Source organism: Parabacteroides sp. CAG:2 (genome assembly GCF_000436315.1).
Lineage (GTDB): Bacteria > Bacteroidota > Bacteroidia > Bacteroidales > Tannerellaceae > Parabacteroides > Parabacteroides distasonis.
In genome coordinates this window covers 64,165-83,375 of sequence record NZ_FR885292.1, presented here as the reverse complement: position 1 = coordinate 83,375, position 19,211 = coordinate 64,165, and the positions used below count along the sequence as shown (strand labels likewise).

The following is a 19,211-nucleotide window of genomic DNA, read 5'->3' as shown; positions in this document are numbered from 1 at the left end:
AGAGCGTGTGTAAACCGATACCCAAAGTGGGGTAGGAGGTTTGCTACTTGGGAAGTAGCGTATTCTTTCACGGCGCAAATGTAATAAAAAATAACAAGACACAAGCAAACATTAGACTTTATTTGTGCTCTGTTCTTTATGTTCCGACTTTGATTCTCCTTATATCTTCGTTCCTATTCTTGGGTTATGGACACAACGATAGAGACGGAATGATCTCATATTTCCTATATCATCCCGTTACCTCACAAAAATTGCATCTACATTCACGTAGAGATGAGGCGTGCCCCGTCTCTACAACTGTGTGGTGACCATTTTCCCATCTTTTAAGCTACTTCCCAAGTAGCTTAAAAATCGCAAGTGATGGTAATTTTCAGAAATACCATAATTGAATACTTAAAGTGTTGTTTGTCAAGAAGAAACGATAGGGTCTTGGCAGGGCTTTGAATTGTCGTTAGGCTTGGTGGATATCTTGAAATACTCCAAGGAAAAAAGAATCATGTCGATGAATGTTTTGAGGAACGATTGCCCGGATAGGGGTATGGAGCGGGTCTGTAAGCGCCAAGACCTGAAGACCGTTCGCTGGTACGTGCTGACGCTCCCTACCGCCGCGGGTGGCAGGCGCGATAGGATCAGTCCCTCAAGAGGGTTGGATGCCGAGCTTTCCCGTCGCGAGCGTCGCGGGGAGACGTTGTTCGAGTATTTCGCCCCCTCGTACGTGGAGGTGAGGAAGGTGGACGGCAAGCTGGTCAACACGAGGCGTCCCCTGCTGTTCAACTACGTGTTTATCCGGTCCTCCGTGGAGGAGATCTTCCAGATGAAGCGCACGCTTCCCCTATACAATTTCCTTCCCCGGGTCTCTTCCGGAGGCATGACTCATTTCCCTTATCTGTCGGATGACGAGATGGGGAATTTATGAAGCGCACGCTTCCCCTATACAATTTCCTACCCCGGGTCTCTTCCGGAGGCATGACCCATTTCCCTTACCTGTCGGATAGTGAGATGGGAAACTTGCGTTGGGTGGCGGAATCTTATTCCAACGAGCTTCCGGTCTACGTTCCGGACAGCGGTCGCCTGCTGAAGGGTGATCGCGTACGTATCACGTCCGGCTATTTCGCCGGAATGGAGGCGGAGGTGGTGATCCAGCCGGGTGGCGGTCATAAAGATGTGATGGTTCGTATCCTCGATTGCATGTGGGTCCCCTTGTTGGAGGTGAAGCCGGGCGAGTATGAGCTGATCGAGCTGAACACAAAGGGTAAGCACGTCTATACCCATCTGGATAACGACCGTCTGCGGGAGGGTTTGCACGATGCCTTGGGACGTTACCATGCCTCCGGCAGCGTATCAGAGGAGGATACCCGCTTGGCCCTTGAGGTGTTGAGATCCTACGGTTCTCTCCGTGCGGAGACGGACGTGATGCGTTGCAAGATCTACTCATTGCTTCTTTCTGCCTACAAGTTGTTGGGCGATGAGGAGGAGTTCACACGTTTGCATGACACGATGCGTGGTATGCTCCCGGTGTTGAAAGCTCCGCAATCCCGTGCTTTGTTGCTTGTGACGCTCTACGGTTGCACGGACAGCGCCCTTTACCGGCAGATGGCGCATGAGGTGGTGGATCCTTGGCGGGGTGAGTCCTCGCCCAAGAAAAGCAAGTTATCCTTGATCCGCCGGCTGGACGATTGCGATCGCTGGCTGAAACACGAAATCAGTTGACAGTTGACAAGTGACAGTTGACAGTTTAAATCAAAAATCATAAATCAAAAAGAAATGTCTTCCCTTCCTTCTGGCGTTCGTTTGGTGGCGTTGCTGAACGAGCATTTGAGTGATATCATGAGCCGCGAGCGAACGAACACTGCTTCCATCCATTTGTATTGCACGGGTCCTTACTGGGTGGCGTTCGAGTACTCAGCCTATCAGTTGCGCCGTGCGTTCCCGGACAGCGAGGTTACGCCGATGCGCTTGCTCGGCTACCCGTTTCCTGTGGTGATGGTATCCGTGACGGATCGTTCGCTCCGCTCGTATGCCCGCAAGCACATCTTGCGAAGAGACGATAAGGATTACAAGCAATTGACCGTCCCCGGTTTTTCCCTGTCTGATTACCAAGGCTGGCATAAGAGAGAGGTGGAGGGATTGCCATTGCTAAGCGAGACCGTATGAGTGTGGCATACGTATAAGGGCATCGTTTTACACATATATCGACGTCGCCCCACACGTATATCGGTGTAGGCCTATACGAACGTAGGCGTGAGTCGATGCCGATATACGTGCGGGATGGAACCGATGCCGGGGAAAACAGGTGCAAGTAATGCAAGTAATGCAGCACCTTTTTCCCACACACGCACGTGTACATTATATATGTCGAATCAAACTTTCATACGGCTATCCAGCGTTTCTCATCCGGATCGTTCCATGCCTTGTTTGTGATCGTTTAGTGTAAAATTCTTGTTCTATATAATGTACGCACGTGTGTGGGAAAAAGGTGCTGCATTACTTGCATTATTTGCATTACTAGGGCCTATCCATAAGGACATAGATGTATAAAAATAATAACAAACCAGACATGTATCACAGACAATCATTTCCCCGTTTGGGCGATTACATCGCCACGGTTTTACAAGTCACCAGACTGACCAAGTCCATTATCCGCGTAAGCGGAGGCATTGGCAGTGACACTTACAATTCTTTTAAAAAGGCAAGGACATGCACTTTAGCGTTTACTATCGTTTGGTAGATCTCCTTTGGGACCATCTGTCGGACGAGGAACTTTTCCGCCGTCTGGCACGTGAGGCCTTGGAGCGGTATATCGATTATAAGAAAGAGGAGGAAATGAACGGAGGAAAGAAATAATTTAAGGATGGGCTATGCAAATGAGATTAAGTTTTAACCTCGTGCCTGCCTTCATCGACTAATTAACTAGCCATGATTTTAGAAGAGAGTTTTGGAAAATCTACTGATTTTATCTCAGATGGGATGAACGCCTTCGAGCGTAACGTGAAGCGTATAGGGGACTGCCTTTTGGCCTTTATCGCCTTGGTCGTATTCTCCCCTTTGTTCTTGATCTGTTACATCGCTGTAAGGTGCGAGGATGGCGGTCCTGCCATTTTCAAGCAGGAGCGTATCGGTCGTTTCGGTCGCCCGTTCAACATTTATAAGTTCCGTAGCATGCGTTTGGACGCTGAGAAGTTTGGTCCTGCCCTTTACAAGGGAGGTGCGGATCCCCGCATGACCCGTGTGGGCAAGTTCCTGCGCGAGCATCATCTGGACGAGCTGCCTCAATTGTGGAACGTCTTCATCGGCGACATGGCCTTCATCGGCCCCCGCCCGGAGCGCAAGTTCTACATTGACCAGATCATGGAACGCGATCCCCGCTATCGTTATCTTTATCAGATCCGTCCGGGTGTGACCTCTTACGCCACGCTCTATAACGGCTATACGGACACGTTGGAGAAGATGCTTCGTCGCTTGCGCTACGACTTGTTCTATCTGGAGCATCGCTCGTGGTGGTTCGATTTCAAGATATTGGTGAAGACGTTCTTGAACATAGCGTTTGGGAAGAAATTCTAAGGTATAAGTAATAATCCGGGGGAGCAATTCCACTCCTCCTTTAAATCAAGAATACCATGAAGAAAGTATTGAAAGGCTGGCTCATCGACAATTCGGTGACCACCGACAACAAGACGGACAAGATCCTATTGCTGGATTCTGCAGGAAGCTTGGATCTGGATGACGTATTGGAGGAGATGTACAAGCAGGACACGGGGCTTTGTCCGGAGACATTGCGTCACTCGGTGACACTCTACCACTGAATCGTGATGGATTTGGTCTTGAACGGTTACAGCGTGAACACGGGTCTGTTCCGTTCCGCAGCTGAAGGGCGTGATCGAGGGCGGCGTATGGAACAAGGAGAGGAACTCGATCTACGTCTCTTTGACGCAAGGTAAGGTACTATGCGAGGAGATCGCCAAGACTGCGGTGGAGATCCTCGGTGAGAAATTGAACATCATGTACATTCTCGAGACCGAGGATAAGAAGACAGGCTTGAAGGATGGCAGCGCCACGGCGGGCCGTAACTTCTTCGTGCGCAGCGCCATGCTAAAAGTGGTTGGCGACGACGAGTCGGTAGGCGTTACGCTGACCAATGCGGCGAAGGCTGTCACAAAATTAACGGACGATCTGATCACGATCAATAATCCTTCCTCGCTTACGCTGCTCCTGTTGGCTGACCTAGCGGAGGGTGAGTACACGCTGACGGTGACGACACAGTATTCCACATCAAACCGTCTCTTGAAAACGCCCCGTAGCGTAAGCGTGCCGGTCTGGATCGGTGGTCGCCCTGCTGATGGCGGTAGTGATAGCGAGAGTCCGGACGAGATTTAAAGAGAGGGGCACGGCGGCCTTCTCACTTCATAAATGGGATTGGCTCGCTGTATGATCCCTTCATCCAGCCTTGTATAACCATCTTATGCAATATTGGATGAAGTCCTTATACAGGGTTGGATGATGGAATTATACAAAATAGGTTAGTATAGATGTTGCAAGTAACTTGCTCTAATAAAGAAGTGCTTTATGTTATAAGGTGTTTTTATTGGAACAAATAGATATATACTGATTTGAATACAGATACTTCAATAAAGAAAAATTTCGCATACAAGAGCATATTAACCTTGTCCTCTTATTTGATGAATTTCGTCACGTTCCCCTATGTATCCCGAGTGTTGGGAGTAGAACGTATTGGACTGGTGAATTTTGTGGATAATACAGTAAGTTATTTCTTGTTGTTCGCTACACTTGGAATCAATATACTAGGTGTTAGGGAGATCGCTACGGTGAAAAGCAACTTGGACGAGCGGAACCAAGTATTTTCCAATTTACTGGGGATGAACCTGTGTTTCTCCTTAATAACTTTGGTTGTCTATCTTGTGTGTGTCATGGCAATTCCCCAATTGAGGCAATACGAGGAACTTTTTTACATTGGAACTTCCAAAATTATTTTTACAGTGTTTCTGGTAGAATGGTTTTTCACGGGGATTGAACATTTTCGTTATATTACATTGCGCAGTATCGCAATCAAGAGCCTTTATGTGGTAGCGGTATTTGTGTGTATCCGATCAAGGGACGATTATGAGCTTTATTTTATCATGACGATGGCCGTGGTAGTGATAAATGCCTTGGTGAATATGGCTTATGTACGTCGTTTCGTTAGTGTTAAATGCCAGGAACTGTTGTCCGAGAGGTTTTATAAGAAGAACTTGATGTTAGGTGTATATTCCATAATGACTTCTATGTATCTCACCTTTAACGTTATGTTCCTCGGGTTTGTATCAAACAATGTGGAAGTGGGCTATTATACTACGGCTTTCAAATTGTATTCCGTAATACTTGGTTTTTTCTCAGCGTTTACAAATGTGATGTTACCTCGTATGAGTGCATTACTTTCCAACGGAGAGAAGGAGTCTTTTCAACGGTTGGCGAATAAATCATTTTACACGATGTGTATATTTTGCATTCCTATGATCGTTTGTAGTATCATTTTGGCTCCACAACTGGTATATGTCCTCTCTGGAGAAGGCTATGAAGGCGCTGTCTTGCCTATGCGCATCATTATGCCCGCTGCCTTGTTTGTAGGAATGGCACAGGTATTGGCCGTTCAGATACTTACACCGATGAAGTGTGATAAAATTTTGTTGGCGGCATCTATCATCGGAGCTTGTGTAGGACTTTTACTCAACTTATTACTTGTCCCACATATACATAGCGTAGGGACGGCCGTAGTCTTGTTGTGCTCAGAAATTGTGGTGACCGTTACTTATATTGTTTATGTTGTACACTATAAAGTAGTACGAATCCCATTTAATAGTATATGGAAAGGGATAGGGGTGTCATTGCCATGTGCTTTAATATGTCTAATGAGTTTTTCTTTCATAGAAAATCAGTTCGCATCGCTGTTGGTTGCAAGCTTTGCGTCTGGAAGTTTCCTGTTTGTTGCTATAAAATACATTGTGCGTTTTGAAAAACTATAATTGGAATTATTTGAATTTTAATCTCTACAAAGATTTCATTAGGCAATGGCTAATGTTAAAAACAGAATTAATTTTTAATACAACTCCATTTAGAGCACTTTAAAGTGCTTTTTCAAAGAGGCCTGCCCTAAATTGAGTATTTTTGATAAATAGGAATTTATGACCCTTTTCATTCTCATCATCTTCCTTGTCTGCTTCATCTACGGATGCTTACAGCTCAAATGTAATATTCTACATAAGGCAGATACGGCGGTCATGGGCTTATTCGTGGTCATGCTTGTCGTGGCGGCTGGATTTAGAGATGGGCTACATGGTTATCGCGATTATGAAAACTATGTGAGCTACTTCCTGCATGGTACTGAAGAGACAGATATCTCGTTCCATATCATCTGTGGGATATTTAGGTTGATTGACCCCAACGATTATCTACCCGTATTCGTGACATATGCTTTGCTAGGTGTAGGCTTCAAGTACTTGGGTATACGCAACCTTACCAAGCTTACGGCATTCTCGCTAGCCATTTATGTATCTTATTTTTACTCACTGCACGAACTAACTCAAATACGGGCAGGTGTGGCATCGGGGATAGGCTTAGTCTCTTTCCGATATATTTATGACAGGAAACTGTTACCTTTTCTTATTTCGATTGCCGCCGCTGCGTCTTTTCATGTGTCTGCGTTACTTTACTTACCTCTATATCTGTTGGATAGTGGAAAGATTCGTTGGAGCTATTGGATAGGCGGAGGCCTTTTCATATGTCTGTTTGGTCAACTGCTGGAAACGGAGTTATTGAAATTTTTTTTGAACCATGTTCCGATTGAGATGCTGCAAGATAAACTGCTTGGCTATGGTGATAATGGAGCCAAGGGGATTGACGTTGTCGTATTTTCATCCAATATGGCGATATTCAGTTACTTGCAGCTAGGGTTGTTCATCCTCTTTTCCGGTCGGTTGCGACAGTACAACAAGTATTATTGCCTGTTGCTGAAAATATATATGGTGGGTTTTGCCGTGAGATTCATATTCAGTTCCATCGTGCCGGAGTTGGGGAATCGTGGTTCCGAAATGTTCATGGTCGTTTCGATTGTATTGATACCGATGCTGGTCTATTGCGTCAAGCCCCGTGCGGTAGGTATTTTTGCGGTCTGTTTGATTGGAGTGGCTAATCTCTATTATATGTTGTATTCATGGGATATTATACCGTAAACAAGAATAATTCATAATGGATAACAGTTCTATAATTAAAGTAAGTGTCATCGTACCCGTTTACAATGCGGGCGTTCACTTGAAAAAGTGTTTGGGTAGTCTGTCCTCCCAAACGTTGAAGGAGATGGAAATTATACTTGTGCTAGACTGTCCTACGGATGGCAGTGACAAGGTGGCAGAAGAATTTGCCCAGCGTGATTCCCGTTTCCGTATTCTTCGTAATTCGGAGAACCTTCATATCGGAAACTCTCGTAATGAAGGACTGAAAGTGGCAAAAGGAGAATATGTGGCTTTCTGTGACCATGACGACTATGCCGCTCCGAATATGTACGAGATACTTTATCGGAAAGCCCATAGCGAAGAACTTGATTTGGTCTGTAGTCCCGCAACTATCATTCGCAAGTCAGGGAAAACGTATATGGAGAATTATCCTTTTTTACCTTCAGAATTGCTTCCGTTTGCTATTTTGAAAGGTACGGTGGGTATTTCTTCGGAAAATGACGAACTGAAAGACTTTCCGTCTTCTGGAGCTATTTGGTGCAAATTGTTCAAGCGATCTGTGATAGAAGAATTTAACCTGCATTTTGTGGATACCAAAAAACTGACTGCGGAGGACTTATTGTTCTTGATGGAATACGCTTACCGCAGTCGCCGTGCCGAACAAGTTTGTAAGTCTTTGTACCATCACGTACTAGAGATAGGGAATACAGGATCGACTCTTTCTTATATAAATCCTGGCAAAATAATCAATTACTTGAAGTACTTGTATGATTTTTTGTCTACAAATTCTTTGCTATCAGATCCAGACATCTGTTCCCGTTTCAACAATACTGTGAAAATACAATCGCTCATCACGCTTCATAGAGATTATACTTATAATCAATCTCCTCTCCATCTTTGGCGTATAGTAAAGGAATTCAAAAGCGAACGGATTGTGCGGGAAGCTTTTCAGACTTCTCCCTCATGTATCTTTGTACATCCGACAATGACACGAAGATTCTTGTTTAAAATATTGAGATTCATCATCTGTTATTAAATTGTAGCAGGAGAATACAGTTCCTGATGGGGATTAAAAATTAGGTCTGATATATTTGAAGCTTTATCTGTTGATATTTTTGACTTTTTCAATTAATTTTAAAAATACAATTTCATAAATATGAAAAACATTGCAATCATTTTAGCAGGTGGAATCGGTCAACGTTTGGGAGAACCTATTCCTAAGCAATTCTTGAAGGTAGCAGGAAAAAAAGTAATAGAACACACACTTGATGTTTTTCAAAATCATCCTCTGATAGATGAGATTGCGGTTGTTTCTAATCCTTACTATATCCAAGAGGTTGAAAATATATTTATAAAGAATAGATATTCTAAATTGAAAAAAATTCTTCAAGGAGGTAAGGAACGTTGTCATTCTAGTCTTGCGGCGATAAATGCTTATGATACAGGAGAGGAGGTTAATCTTATTTTTCACGATGCAGTACGACCATTAGTTAATGATCGGATTATTTCAGATTGCATATCAGCATTGGATATTTATGATGCTGTAGATGTGGCGATAAAAACAACCGATACAATCATACAGGCTGATGATGAGAATCGTATTATAGGGATTCCTCCTCGTCACTTTTTACGTAATGGGCAAACGCCTCAAGCTTTTAAATTAAGTGTAATTAAACGTGCATATGAATTAGCTTTGCAAGATCCGGAATTCAAAACGACAGATGATTGTGGTGTAGTTTATAAGTATTTACCAGATAAATTTGTGTATATCGTTGAAGGCGAGTTGTTTAATATGAAGCTGACTTATAAGGAGGATCTGTTTTTATTGGATAAATTATTTCAGCTTCGATCAGTCTCTTTACAAAATACAGGAATTACTAAAATCTCAAAAAGATTACTTCCTTCTTCGATTGTCGTAGTATTTGGAGGAAGTTATGGAATTGGAAAAGATATCGTAGAAATCTGTGAACAATATGGTGCGCATGTTTATTCGTTCAGTCGTTCGTTAAATGGAATTGATGTGTCGAAGCAAGAGGACGTAGCAAAAGTGCTGAAAGAAATCTCTGAAAAAGAAGGCCGTATAGATGCCGTTATTAATACAGCTGGTTTATTAGACAAGGTTCCACTATCAAATATGGATTATGAGGAGATATATAAGAGCATTTATATAAATTATATAGGGGCTATAATTATTGCTAAAGAATCATATTTTTATTTGAAACAAACCAAGGGAACTTTGTTATTGTTTACCTCTAGTTCGTACACCCGAGGTCGTTCTCTATATAGTCTTTATTCTTCATCGAAAGCAGCGATTGTGAATTTTACGCAAGCACTTAGTGAAGAATGGTATGATCAAGGTATACGTATTAATTGTATCAATCCAGAACGAACAAAGACTCCAATGCGTATAAAGAATTTTGGGGTAGAGCCAGAGGCTACATTACTTGATCCTAAAATGGTGGCTATGACATCTATAAATGTATTGTTCTCATCATTAACAGGTGAGGTAATCGATGTCAAAAAAGGTGTTTGATGGAATAATAAAAATAATAATTATATTAAATAGATATTAATGCCAATTATAATATTACCAGATGGGACGCACTTTGATTATAAGATTCGTCCCTTATATTTAGGAGTAAAGAAAATTAATAAAAAACAAGCTAAAGAGAATCTACTATTGTTGAAATCTATTGCGGATAAATCTGGATTATGTTTTGCCTTAGCTTTTGGAACAGCATTAGGAGCGGTTCGTGAACATGATTTTATTGAGCATGATGAGGATATTGATCTATGGGTACATTATTCTCAAAAAGACTTACTGCTGTCCTTGCTTTTTGAATTGAGAGAGAATGGTTTTGAGGTTGCTAGATGGGATAGGAGAGGTCTCCTTTCTATCATTCGAAAAAATGAATATATAGATTTTTATATTTATTATCCTGATTCAAGAGCTGAAAATATAATGTCCTGTTGTGGGGATCCTATGCCCCAAAAGTATATAGAGAATTGGACTGAGATACCTTTTTTAGGAAAAGCTTTTTATATTGCTAGAGATTGGGAGGAAATGATGTTATTCCGTTACGGTAAGGATTGGAGAACCCCGGTGGCTGAAACTGATTTTAAGGTGTCTCGTGTGCGGAAGAGCTTTTATTATATTAAAGATGTGATCAAGGGATACCTTCCTGACTTGATTTATTTTCTGATATACAGAAGGCTTGATGAACAAAAATTGCTTCGTTATTATTCTAGGCTGGAACGTTTTAATACTCTAAAGGGGCAATAAACATATAATTATGCGTGTGTTAAAGAAGCTTAGTGTTTCAAGAAGGGGAGCTCTGAAGAGTAATAGGTGGTCTTCTAGCGCAGTTCTTAATGAAACGTGAAATCAAAAATAATAATGAATAAGAAAAGCATATTGATAGTGGCTGGGGTATTTTATCCAGAACCTATCGTTTCTGCGAATCTATTAACCCAATTAGCAACAAAATTAGGTGAGAAATATAAAGTGACAGTGTTAAGGCCTCATCCTACCCGTCCGATGGGCTTTGATATGTCAGAATGTGATTATTCTCATTTCCCATTTAATGTGATAGAGATAGATTCATACACTTGTGCGGCTTCTTCCTTGGTAGGTCGTTTTTGTGAGAGTTATAGTATGGGGAAAGTATCTTCAACGTATATTAAGGAGCATCACGATGAAATTGATTTTGTTTTTAACGATAGCTGGCACCTTATTGGCTTAAATATAGTGGCAAGAACTTGTGTGAAATATAAGATTCCATATATCACTCCTGTACAAGATATTTATCCAGAATCGTTATTCTCAAAGTTCCCTGATATCACTTTTCTAAAGTGGGTATTGAAATCTATTTTGAGCCCTATAGACAAATATACGCTTTTTCATGCTGCCCGCATTCATACTATATCTGAAAAAATGGTTGAATATTTGTCTACTACTAGGAATATCGCAAGGGATAAATTTATAGTTGTTCGTAATTGGCAAAATGAAGACTCTTTTATTGAATATTCACAAAACAGGTGTCCATGTTCTACGTCTGACAGTAACTTGTTTACTTTTATGTACCTTGGTAATGTTGGTCCTTTGGCTGGCATAGAAGTATTATTTGATGCGCTAAAAATTGCAAAACTACCTAATGTTAGGTTGGTTGTGGCTGGTAGTGGATCTGCTAAAAAAAGTCTGCAAGAGAAAGCAAGAGAATATGCAAATTGTAATATTGAGTTCTGGGATGTTCCTGCGGGTATGGTTCCTATAATCCAAGATAAGGCTGATGTAATGTGTTTACCCATGAAAAGAGGTTCTGCTATGTTTTCAATACCAAGTAAGTTGCCTGCTTATATGTTTTCTGCAAAACCGATACTATCAAGTGTTGATAAAGACAGCGATACTGCTGTATGTATTAAAGATGCAAAAGCTGGCTGGGTAGCAATACCGGAAGATGCGAAAGATGTGGCTCGATGTATGAAAAAAGCAACTATGTTATCAAGGGATCAACTTCTTGAAATGGGAAAATGTGGCTTTGAATATTCAATGCGAGTTTTTTCAAAGAAAGTCAATCTGCCTATTCTAGTCAAAGCCTGTGAAGATATAGTAGAGAAAAACAAATTCTAAAAAATAATATTCATAAGTAGGTAATATAAAAAACAAACGATATGCAAGCAATTATATTAGCCGCAGGTATGGGGCATAGACTAGGAGAATATACAAAAGACAACACAAAATGTATGATTTCTATTAATGGAATTAAGCTTATTGATAGATTCCTAAAAAAACTATCATGCATGAATCTTTCAAGAGTGATTATAGTTGTTGGATATAAGAGTGAAAATGTAATAGATTATATTGGTAGTCGTTATGATAATAAGTTGAAAATAGAATTTATAAACAATCCTATATATGAGAAAACTAATAATATTTATTCTCTTTCTCTTGCAAAGGAACAAATGATGGAGGATGACACATTATTGCTGGAGTCAGATCTTATTGTGGATGATAGGATGTTTGATTTACTAATAGATGATGAGTATCCAAATCTTGCATTAGTTGCTAAATATGAAGCCTGGATGGATGGGACAATGGTGTGCCTTGATCAAGATAATAATATTGTAAACTTTGTACCAAAAAGTGCTTTTAGATACGAAGATATAGGCTCATATTATAAAACGGTTAATATTTATAAGTTCTCGAAAGAATTTTGCAAAAAACGCTATATTCCTTTCCTAGAGGCCTATGTGAAAGCTCTAGGAGATAATGAGTATTATGAGCAAGTATTGCGTGTGATAACTCTTATAAATATTGAAGAATTGAAAGCAAAACCTATCGGTGATTTACCTTGGTATGAGATAGATGATGTGCAGGATAAAGATATTGCGGAAACTATCTTTGCAGATGAGAAGGATAAATTGAGTAAATATATGAAACGGTATGGTGGCTATTGGCGATTTGAAAATATGCTTGACTTTTGTTATCTAGTTAATCCATATTTTCCTCCTCAAAAAATGTTGGATGAGCTGCAAGCAAATTTTTCTCGCTTGCTTACTGAATATCCTTCAGGTATGTTTGTGAATAGCTTGCTTGCTGGTAGGTATTTTAATATCAAACAGGATTATGTCGTGGTTGGTAATGGAGCGGCAGAGCTAATAAAAAGTTTGATGGAACGTGAAACAGGTAAGACTGGTATGATATATCCAACTTTTGAGGAATACCCTCATCGTAAAAATATGGAGAATATTGTTTCGTTTCTGCCTAAAAATAAAGACTTAAGGTATACTATACAAGACTTGATGTTATTTTATGATGATAAAAATATTAATTCGATATTATTAATAAATCCGGATAATCCATCAGGTAACTTTATAGAAGTTGATGAAATATTGTTTTTTTTGAAATGGTGTAAGAGAAAATGTATTACTTTGATACTAGATGAGAGTTTTGTGGATTTTAGCGAAAATTGGAAAAGTAATAGTTTGTTGCATAATGATATTCTTGAGCAATATGATAATCTTGTAGTTGTTAAGAGTATCTCAAAAAGTTATGGAGTACCAGGACTTCGTCTTGGAGTATTAGCATCTAGCAATGTAAAATTTATTAACTCTATAAAAAAAGATATTTCCATCTGGAATATCAATTCGTTTGCGGAATTCTATATGCAAATATTCAATAAGTATGATGAAGACTATAAGAGTGCTTGTGATAAGCTTGTTGTTGAACGCTTTCGATTTATTGAACGTTTGAAAGAAATTTCTTATTTACGTGTAATACCTAGTCAGGCTAATTTTGTGATGTGTGAAGTCGATTCAAAGAGATTCTCTTCTCTTGAATTGACTGAAATATTGCTTAGCAAGTATAATATACTCATTAAGAACTGTGATACAAAGGTAGGACTGAAAGGCAAGAATATGATTCGTATTGCCATACGTAACTCAAATGATAATGATATGCTCATTGATATATTAAAAAAGCTATAAATAAAGTAACTAAATATGAATGAATTTAGAGCTAGATTGGACTATTTACTTAAACACAATTATATTGTTAATAGGATATTTAATATTGTAGTTAGTTTTGTTCTGCGTGTTTGTGGAAAGTTTATATCTATAGACAAAGATATGGTGCTATTCAGTGGTCTTACTCGCAAATACAATGATAGTCCTCGTGCTATCTATGAATATATGATTACTCGTCCAGAGTTTAAACATTTAAAACTAGTATGGGCATTGGATGATCCAGAATATGCAGAGATTCCTAATAACCCTGTCAAGATAAAATCAGATACATGGGCATATTTCAAGGTGGCTCTTAAGGCTAAATATTGGATCGCTTGTGTGAACATAGAGCGTGGTTTACATTTTAAAAAGAAAGATCAACTCTATTTGAATACTTGGCATGGTGTATCTTTTAATTGCATTGGGAATGATGCGGCTGGACGCAAAGACTACGATTGGAGAAATGTGGATTTTTGTTGTTATGAAAGTGATTATCATCGTTCTATCTTAAAACGGGCATTAAAAGTAAGAGATGAAGCATTTATTCCTACAGGATTACCTCGTAATGATTCTTTATATGGGACAACTGTAAAAGAGATCTTTGATCTTAAGAAGAAAATAGGGTTACCACTTAATAAGAAGATTATAATGTATGCTCCAACATGGAGGGATAGTATAGATATGGGACGATCATACGAAATAAAACCTCCTATAAATATGAATTATTGGAAAAATGAGCTAAAAGATGATTACATCTTACTGTTACGTACTCATGCTTATACAAATAAATTACTAGGTATTGAATTTGATGACTTTATTCTTGATTTTAGTAATTATTCAAATATTAATGATTTATTTAAAGTGAGTGATATCCTTATTTCAGATTATTCAGCATGTATCGGAGATTATTCTATTTTAGAGAGACCTATTATATGTTTTGCTTATGATCTTGACACATATAGTAAAAATCGGGGACTCTATTTTAATCCTGTTAAAGATATGCCTAATGGGGTTCAAATGAATGAATATGAAGTTATTAAACTTATAAAGGGTATGGATTATGAAGAGCAGTGTAAAAAAACTAGAGATATGGTAAAAAACGTATTCACTTATATTGGAGGTCATGCAACAGAAGATTGCGTACGTTATATGTTTAGATAACAAAAGACTATAAAGGTATATTTTTACTTATATAATTCTAATGAAGAAAACAAAGGATAGAGTAAATGAATAATATAGCACTTATAACTGGTATTACAGGCCAAGACGGTTCTTTTTTAGCCGAATTTTTATTAGAAAAAGGATATGATGTACATGGTATGATTCGTCGTTCCTCTGTAGATTTTCGTGAACGTATCGCTCATTTGGAAGGGAAGTCTAATTTTCATCTTCATTATGCGGACTTGGGAGACTCGATGAGTTTGATCCAAGTCATTAACAAGATTCGTCCAAATGAAATTTACAATCTTGCTGCTCAAAGTCATGTGCAGGTTTCTTTTGATTCTCCGGAGTTTACGGCAGATATAGATGCGACAGGGGTTTTACGTGTATTAGAGGCAGTCCGTCAGTGTGGACTGGCTGATACTTGCAAGATTTATCAAGCTTCTACCTCAGAACTTTATGGGAAGGTAGAAGAAGTACCTCAAAATGAGAATACTCCATTCCATCCATATAGCCCATACGCTATTGCTAAGCAGTATGGTTTTTGGATTGTGAAAGAGTATCGAGAAGCTTACAATATGTATTGTTGTTCTGGTATCTTATTCAATCATGAATCGGAACGAAGAGGAGAAACGTTTGTTACTCGTAAAATCACATTGGCTGCAGCTCGTATTGCACAGGGTAAGCAAGAGAAACTTTATTTAGGGAATCTTTCTTCTTTGCGTGATTGGGGATATGCGAAAGATTATGTGGAATGCATGTGGTTACTTCTTCAGCAAGAAGAACCAGAGGATTTTGTGATCGCTACCGGAGTACAACACAGTGTACGTGAATTTTGCTATTTGGCGTTCAAATATGCGGGCATTGAATTAGAATTTGTGGGTGAGGGGGAAAATGAGAAGGGGATTGATAAAGCTACAGGTAAAGTATTGGTAGAAATCTCTCCAGATTTTTATCGTCCGACTGATGTCGTGAATCTTTTGGGAGATCCAAGCAAAGCAAAAGAGAAATTAGGTTGGGATCCTTCAAGGAAGACCTGTTTTGAAGAATTAGTGCGTATTATGGTCGATCATGATATGGCAAAAGTTGCAGTGGAGCGTGCTGAAGAGAATGTGCGTATGAACTTGGTTGAGTATTTGGAAAAGGGAATTATAAAATAAGCTGTCATGCAAACAGATAGTGTGATTTATGTGGCAGGTCATCGTGGTATGGTGGGGAGTGCTATCGTACGTGAATTACAGCGTCAAGGTTATGTGAATATTATTACTCGCACTCATACGGAATTAGACTTGTGTTGTCAAGAGCAGGTAGAGAGATTCTTTGCAAAAGAACGACCAGAGTATGTGTTTTTGGCTGCCGCTAAAGTAGGAGGTATTATTGCTAATCAATCAGCTTTAGCAGATTTTATGTATGAAAATATGATACTAGAGATGAATGTGATCCATTCGGCATGGAAAAATGGATGCAAGAAATTGGAATTCTTAGGCTCAAGTTGTATTTATCCTCGTTTAGCATCGCAACCTATGTCTGAATCATGTTTATTGACTGGATCTCTGGAATCAACGAATGAGGCGTATGCCTTGGCGAAAGTTGCAGGACTGAAGTATTGTGAGTATTTAAACAGACAATATGGAACAGATTTCATAAGTGTAATGCCAACTAATTTGTATGGACCAAATGATAATTATCATCAGGAACATAGTCATGTGTTACCTGCTTTGATCCGTCGTTTTCATGAAGCTAAAGAAGCTAGGCTCTCCTCTGTCACTTGTTGGGGAGATGGTTCTCCACTCAGAGAATTTTTGTATGTGGATGATTTGGCAAATCTCTGTGTGTATTTAATGAATACTTATAGTGGTAATGAAACTGTTAATGCAGGAACAGGTAAGGAATTAACCATAAAAGAGTTAGCGAAGTTGGTGGCGAAGGTCATAGGTTATGAAGGTGATATTCTATGGGATACATCTCGCCCTAATGGCACGCCTCGCAAACTGCTAGATGTGTCGAAAGCCACTCAGTTAGGTTGGACTTATAAAACAGAATTAGAAGAAGGTATCCGTTTAAGCTATGAGGATTTTATAAATAATCCCATGAGAGCGGAGTAATAAATCTGTGAATACGTTTGTAAACGTTTTATTCAAAATGCTTTAGTAGGTTGCCGAGTCATTTCTTCATTTACCACTGGGAAGAAGAAAAAGTTGATAAAGGCTCAATTCCCTTTTTATTACCACTATCAAAGACTTGGACTATTCAAATCGATCTTATATACGATGTATTGGGGGATACTTGGAGTATTAAAATTCAGAAGTAAGTGTTGACATTAATTTTTTTTGAAGGCAAGGTGAGTATGTAGACTTGCATAGACAGCAGTCTTTCGATAAACAAGGGGCGGTATTCTTTACTTTTCGCTTATGGGAAGTAAAGAATATTGCCCTTTTCTTACACAAATCGGGTATGGAGATCGAAACGGATAGCCCTTAGAACCTTCCAAATAAATATTCTTTTCTTACTAAGTCATAGATATATGATGGACTTTGGATGTATAGACCATTCTTCTTGTCTAATAAAAGCTCATAGACTTTAGAGTTATATATGAGATTGAGAGCCATAGGGATATCTAGTTTGAAATCCTCTATTAGATATTGTGTCGTCTTATCAAAGATATGAGCGATAAGGAAATCTGTTTGTTGTTGCTTTGTCATCGTGTTCTTTTTAGTAAATCTATAGCACGTTGTGTCCCAAAATCAAAATAGAATTGTTTATTCAGCCTCTTGTACTCTAAATTCTTGGCCATTTGCCCTGATGTAAATGATCCTTCCTCATAACGGCTTAGAAGATATGTTTCCCCATCATCTGCGATAGGGCCTATTACGATATCGTAGTCATGCTTAAAGGAGATACTTCTATTTTGATTTCCTTTTTAATCTAAAGTGATTTATTGCGGAAAATTGAGTATTTCATAGAATGAAAACTATAATCGGAGGCTTGTTCCGGAAAAAAGTTCTATCTTTGTTCAACAACAGGTGTAGTAAGAAAAAAGGTTATGACGACTATGCGTAAATTACCGATAGGAATACAGAGTTTCGAAAATATTCGGAATGAGAACTATTTATATGTGGATAAGACTGCCTTGATTTACCAATTGGTGACGAAAGGTAAGCCTTACTTTCTGAGTCGTCCTCGCCGTTTTGGAAAAAGTTTATTGATATCTACGTTAGAAGCCTATTTCCAAGGGAAAAAAGAACTGTTTAAAGGATTGGCTATCGATCAGCTAGAGCAGGATTGGAATGTTTATCCGGTATTGCATTTGGATTTGAACGCACGCAAATATGAGTCGGAGGCAGATCTGGTGGCTATATTGAACCAATATCTTGAAATGTGGGAGGCTGATTACGGCGATGAGATAAAATCGCGAGCTCCGGAAGAACGTTTTTTTTACGTGATTCGTCGTGCATGGGAACAAACGGGCAGACAAGTAGTAGTCTTGATAGACGAATATGATAAACCTCTTTTGCAAACGATTCATAACGAACCCTTGCAAGAGGCGTATAGACATATCATGAAAGCGTTTTATGGAGTGCTTAAGAGTGCGGATCGTTATTTACGTTTTGTCTTTCTTACCGGAGTTACCAAATTTGCGCAAGTGAGTGTTTTTAGTGATTTGAACCAACTCTATGATATAAGTTTAGACTATGACTATGCGACCCTTTGCGGGATTACCCATGCGGAGTTGGTCGATAATCTAACACCGGAATTAGAACAGTTGGGACAGATGCAGTCCTTATCAAGGGAAGAGACCGTGGAGACAATGGTGCGGCAATATGACGGGTACCATTTTCATCCGAGTCGAGAAGGTGTCTTTAATCCATTCAGCGCATTGAGTGCCTTGCGGAAGAGAGAGTTTGGCGATTATTGGTTTCAGACCGGTACGCCTACGTTTCTTGTCGAATTATTAAAGAAAAGCGAGTTTGATCTGCGTATCCTGATTGATGGCGTAGAGACACAAGCTTCGGCCTTTACCGAATACCGTGCGGAACGGAATAATCCGATCCCCCTTCTTTATCAGAGTGGATATTTGACCATAAAGGAGTATGATCCCCGTTTTAAACTTTATAAACTCGAATTTCCCAATGAAGAGGTTCGCTATGGTTTTCTGAACTTTATAACTCCTTTTTATTCATCTATATCTGATGAGGAAAGAGGCGTACGCTGAAAAACTGGAGGCTAAATGCGAGGGGAAAGATTAGGAGCGTCTTTTATGTCAAACCCCATTCGTATGTAAGTGAGTTTGAGTATATTTGTGTTGACTTTAAATGTAAATAG

14 protein-coding genes and 3 pseudogenes are annotated in these 19,211 nt (G+C 39.5%); 16 read left to right on the top strand and 1 reads right to left on the bottom strand.

Translation table 11 applies throughout. From position 1 onward, the window contains the following. Positions 1 to 496: 496 nt before the first annotated feature. The 15 genes and pseudogenes from nusG to QVP94_RS09155 all read left to right on the top strand — a co-directional run bounded on the left by nusG (position 497) and on the right by QVP94_RS09155 (position 16,993). Positions 497 to 1,710: pseudogene (nusG, locus tag QVP94_RS09225) on the top strand (transcription termination/antitermination protein NusG). A gap of 54 nt (positions 1,711 to 1,764) precedes the next feature. Continuing rightward, entirely contained in the window at positions 1,765 to 2,154 is a 390-nt protein-coding gene (locus QVP94_RS09220; RefSeq protein ID WP_005868272.1) for a hypothetical protein, read from the top strand. A 543-nt stretch (positions 2,155 to 2,697) separates the two neighbouring features. Then, a complete protein-coding gene (locus tag QVP94_RS09215; protein ID WP_005856415.1) occupies positions 2,698 to 2,844 on the top strand; it encodes a hypothetical protein in 147 nt (48 codons plus the stop codon). 72 nt (positions 2,845 to 2,916) lie between these two features. After that, positions 2,917 to 3,561, top strand: coding sequence for a sugar transferase (locus tag QVP94_RS09210; protein WP_022192442.1), 645 nt, complete (start codon positions 2,917 to 2,919; stop codon positions 3,559 to 3,561). Between the two features lie 56 nt (positions 3,562 to 3,617). Continuing rightward, positions 3,618 to 4,374, top strand: a pseudogene (locus QVP94_RS09205) (DNA-binding domain-containing protein). Positions 4,375 to 4,607: 233 nt separating this feature from the next. Continuing rightward, complete coding sequence (locus QVP94_RS09200) at positions 4,608 to 6,017, top strand: flippase (RefSeq protein ID WP_022192439.1); 1,410 nt, start codon at positions 4,608 to 4,610, stop codon at positions 6,015 to 6,017. A gap of 159 nt (positions 6,018 to 6,176) precedes the next feature. Next, positions 6,177 to 7,223: an EpsG family protein gene (locus QVP94_RS09195; RefSeq protein ID WP_022192438.1), complete on the top strand. Its 1,047-nt coding sequence runs from the start codon at positions 6,177 to 6,179 to the stop codon at positions 7,221 to 7,223. A 16-nt stretch (positions 7,224 to 7,239) separates the two neighbouring features. Next, positions 7,240 to 8,259, top strand: coding sequence for a glycosyltransferase family 2 protein (locus QVP94_RS09190; protein WP_022192437.1), 1,020 nt, complete (start codon positions 7,240 to 7,242; stop codon positions 8,257 to 8,259). Positions 8,260 to 8,379: 120 nt separating this feature from the next. Further along, on the top strand, positions 8,380 to 9,756 hold the full coding sequence (locus QVP94_RS09185; protein WP_022192436.1) for a bifunctional cytidylyltransferase/SDR family oxidoreductase: 1,377 nt from the start codon (positions 8,380 to 8,382) through the stop codon (positions 9,754 to 9,756). A 39-nt stretch (positions 9,757 to 9,795) separates the two neighbouring features. Beyond that, positions 9,796 to 10,506: a LicD family protein gene (locus QVP94_RS09180; RefSeq protein ID WP_022192435.1), complete on the top strand. Its 711-nt coding sequence runs from the start codon at positions 9,796 to 9,798 to the stop codon at positions 10,504 to 10,506. Positions 10,507 to 10,620: 114 nt separating this feature from the next. After that, on the top strand, positions 10,621 to 11,853 hold the full coding sequence (locus QVP94_RS09175; RefSeq protein WP_022192434.1) for a glycosyltransferase family 4 protein: 1,233 nt from the start codon (positions 10,621 to 10,623) through the stop codon (positions 11,851 to 11,853). A 41-nt stretch (positions 11,854 to 11,894) separates the two neighbouring features. Next, a complete protein-coding gene (locus QVP94_RS09170; RefSeq protein ID WP_022192433.1) occupies positions 11,895 to 13,709 on the top strand; it encodes an aminotransferase class I/II-fold pyridoxal phosphate-dependent enzyme in 1,815 nt (604 codons plus the stop codon). A gap of 15 nt (positions 13,710 to 13,724) precedes the next feature. Then, on the top strand, positions 13,725 to 14,888 hold the full coding sequence (locus QVP94_RS09165) for a CDP-glycerol glycerophosphotransferase family protein (protein WP_022192432.1): 1,164 nt from the start codon (positions 13,725 to 13,727) through the stop codon (positions 14,886 to 14,888). 65 nt (positions 14,889 to 14,953) lie between these two features. Beyond that, on the top strand, positions 14,954 to 16,048 hold the full coding sequence (gene gmd, locus QVP94_RS09160) for a GDP-mannose 4,6-dehydratase (RefSeq protein ID WP_022192431.1): 1,095 nt from the start codon (positions 14,954 to 14,956) through the stop codon (positions 16,046 to 16,048). A 6-nt stretch (positions 16,049 to 16,054) separates the two neighbouring features. After that, on the top strand, positions 16,055 to 16,993 hold the full coding sequence (locus tag QVP94_RS09155) for a GDP-L-fucose synthase family protein (RefSeq protein ID WP_022192430.1): 939 nt from the start codon (positions 16,055 to 16,057) through the stop codon (positions 16,991 to 16,993). A 593-nt stretch (positions 16,994 to 17,586) separates the two neighbouring features. Here the strand turns inward: QVP94_RS09155 and QVP94_RS09150 are convergent. Next, positions 17,587 to 17,787 (bottom strand): DUF3990 domain-containing protein, encoded by a 201-nt coding sequence (locus QVP94_RS09150; RefSeq protein WP_081033044.1) that lies wholly within the window; start codon positions 17,785 to 17,787, stop codon positions 17,587 to 17,589. Between the two features lie 144 nt (positions 17,788 to 17,931). Between QVP94_RS09150 and QVP94_RS09145 the strand changes: the two are divergent. Then, positions 17,932 to 19,089, top strand: a pseudogene (locus tag QVP94_RS09145) (ATP-binding protein); the annotation flags it as partial. Positions 19,090 to 19,211: the final 122 nt, after the last annotated feature.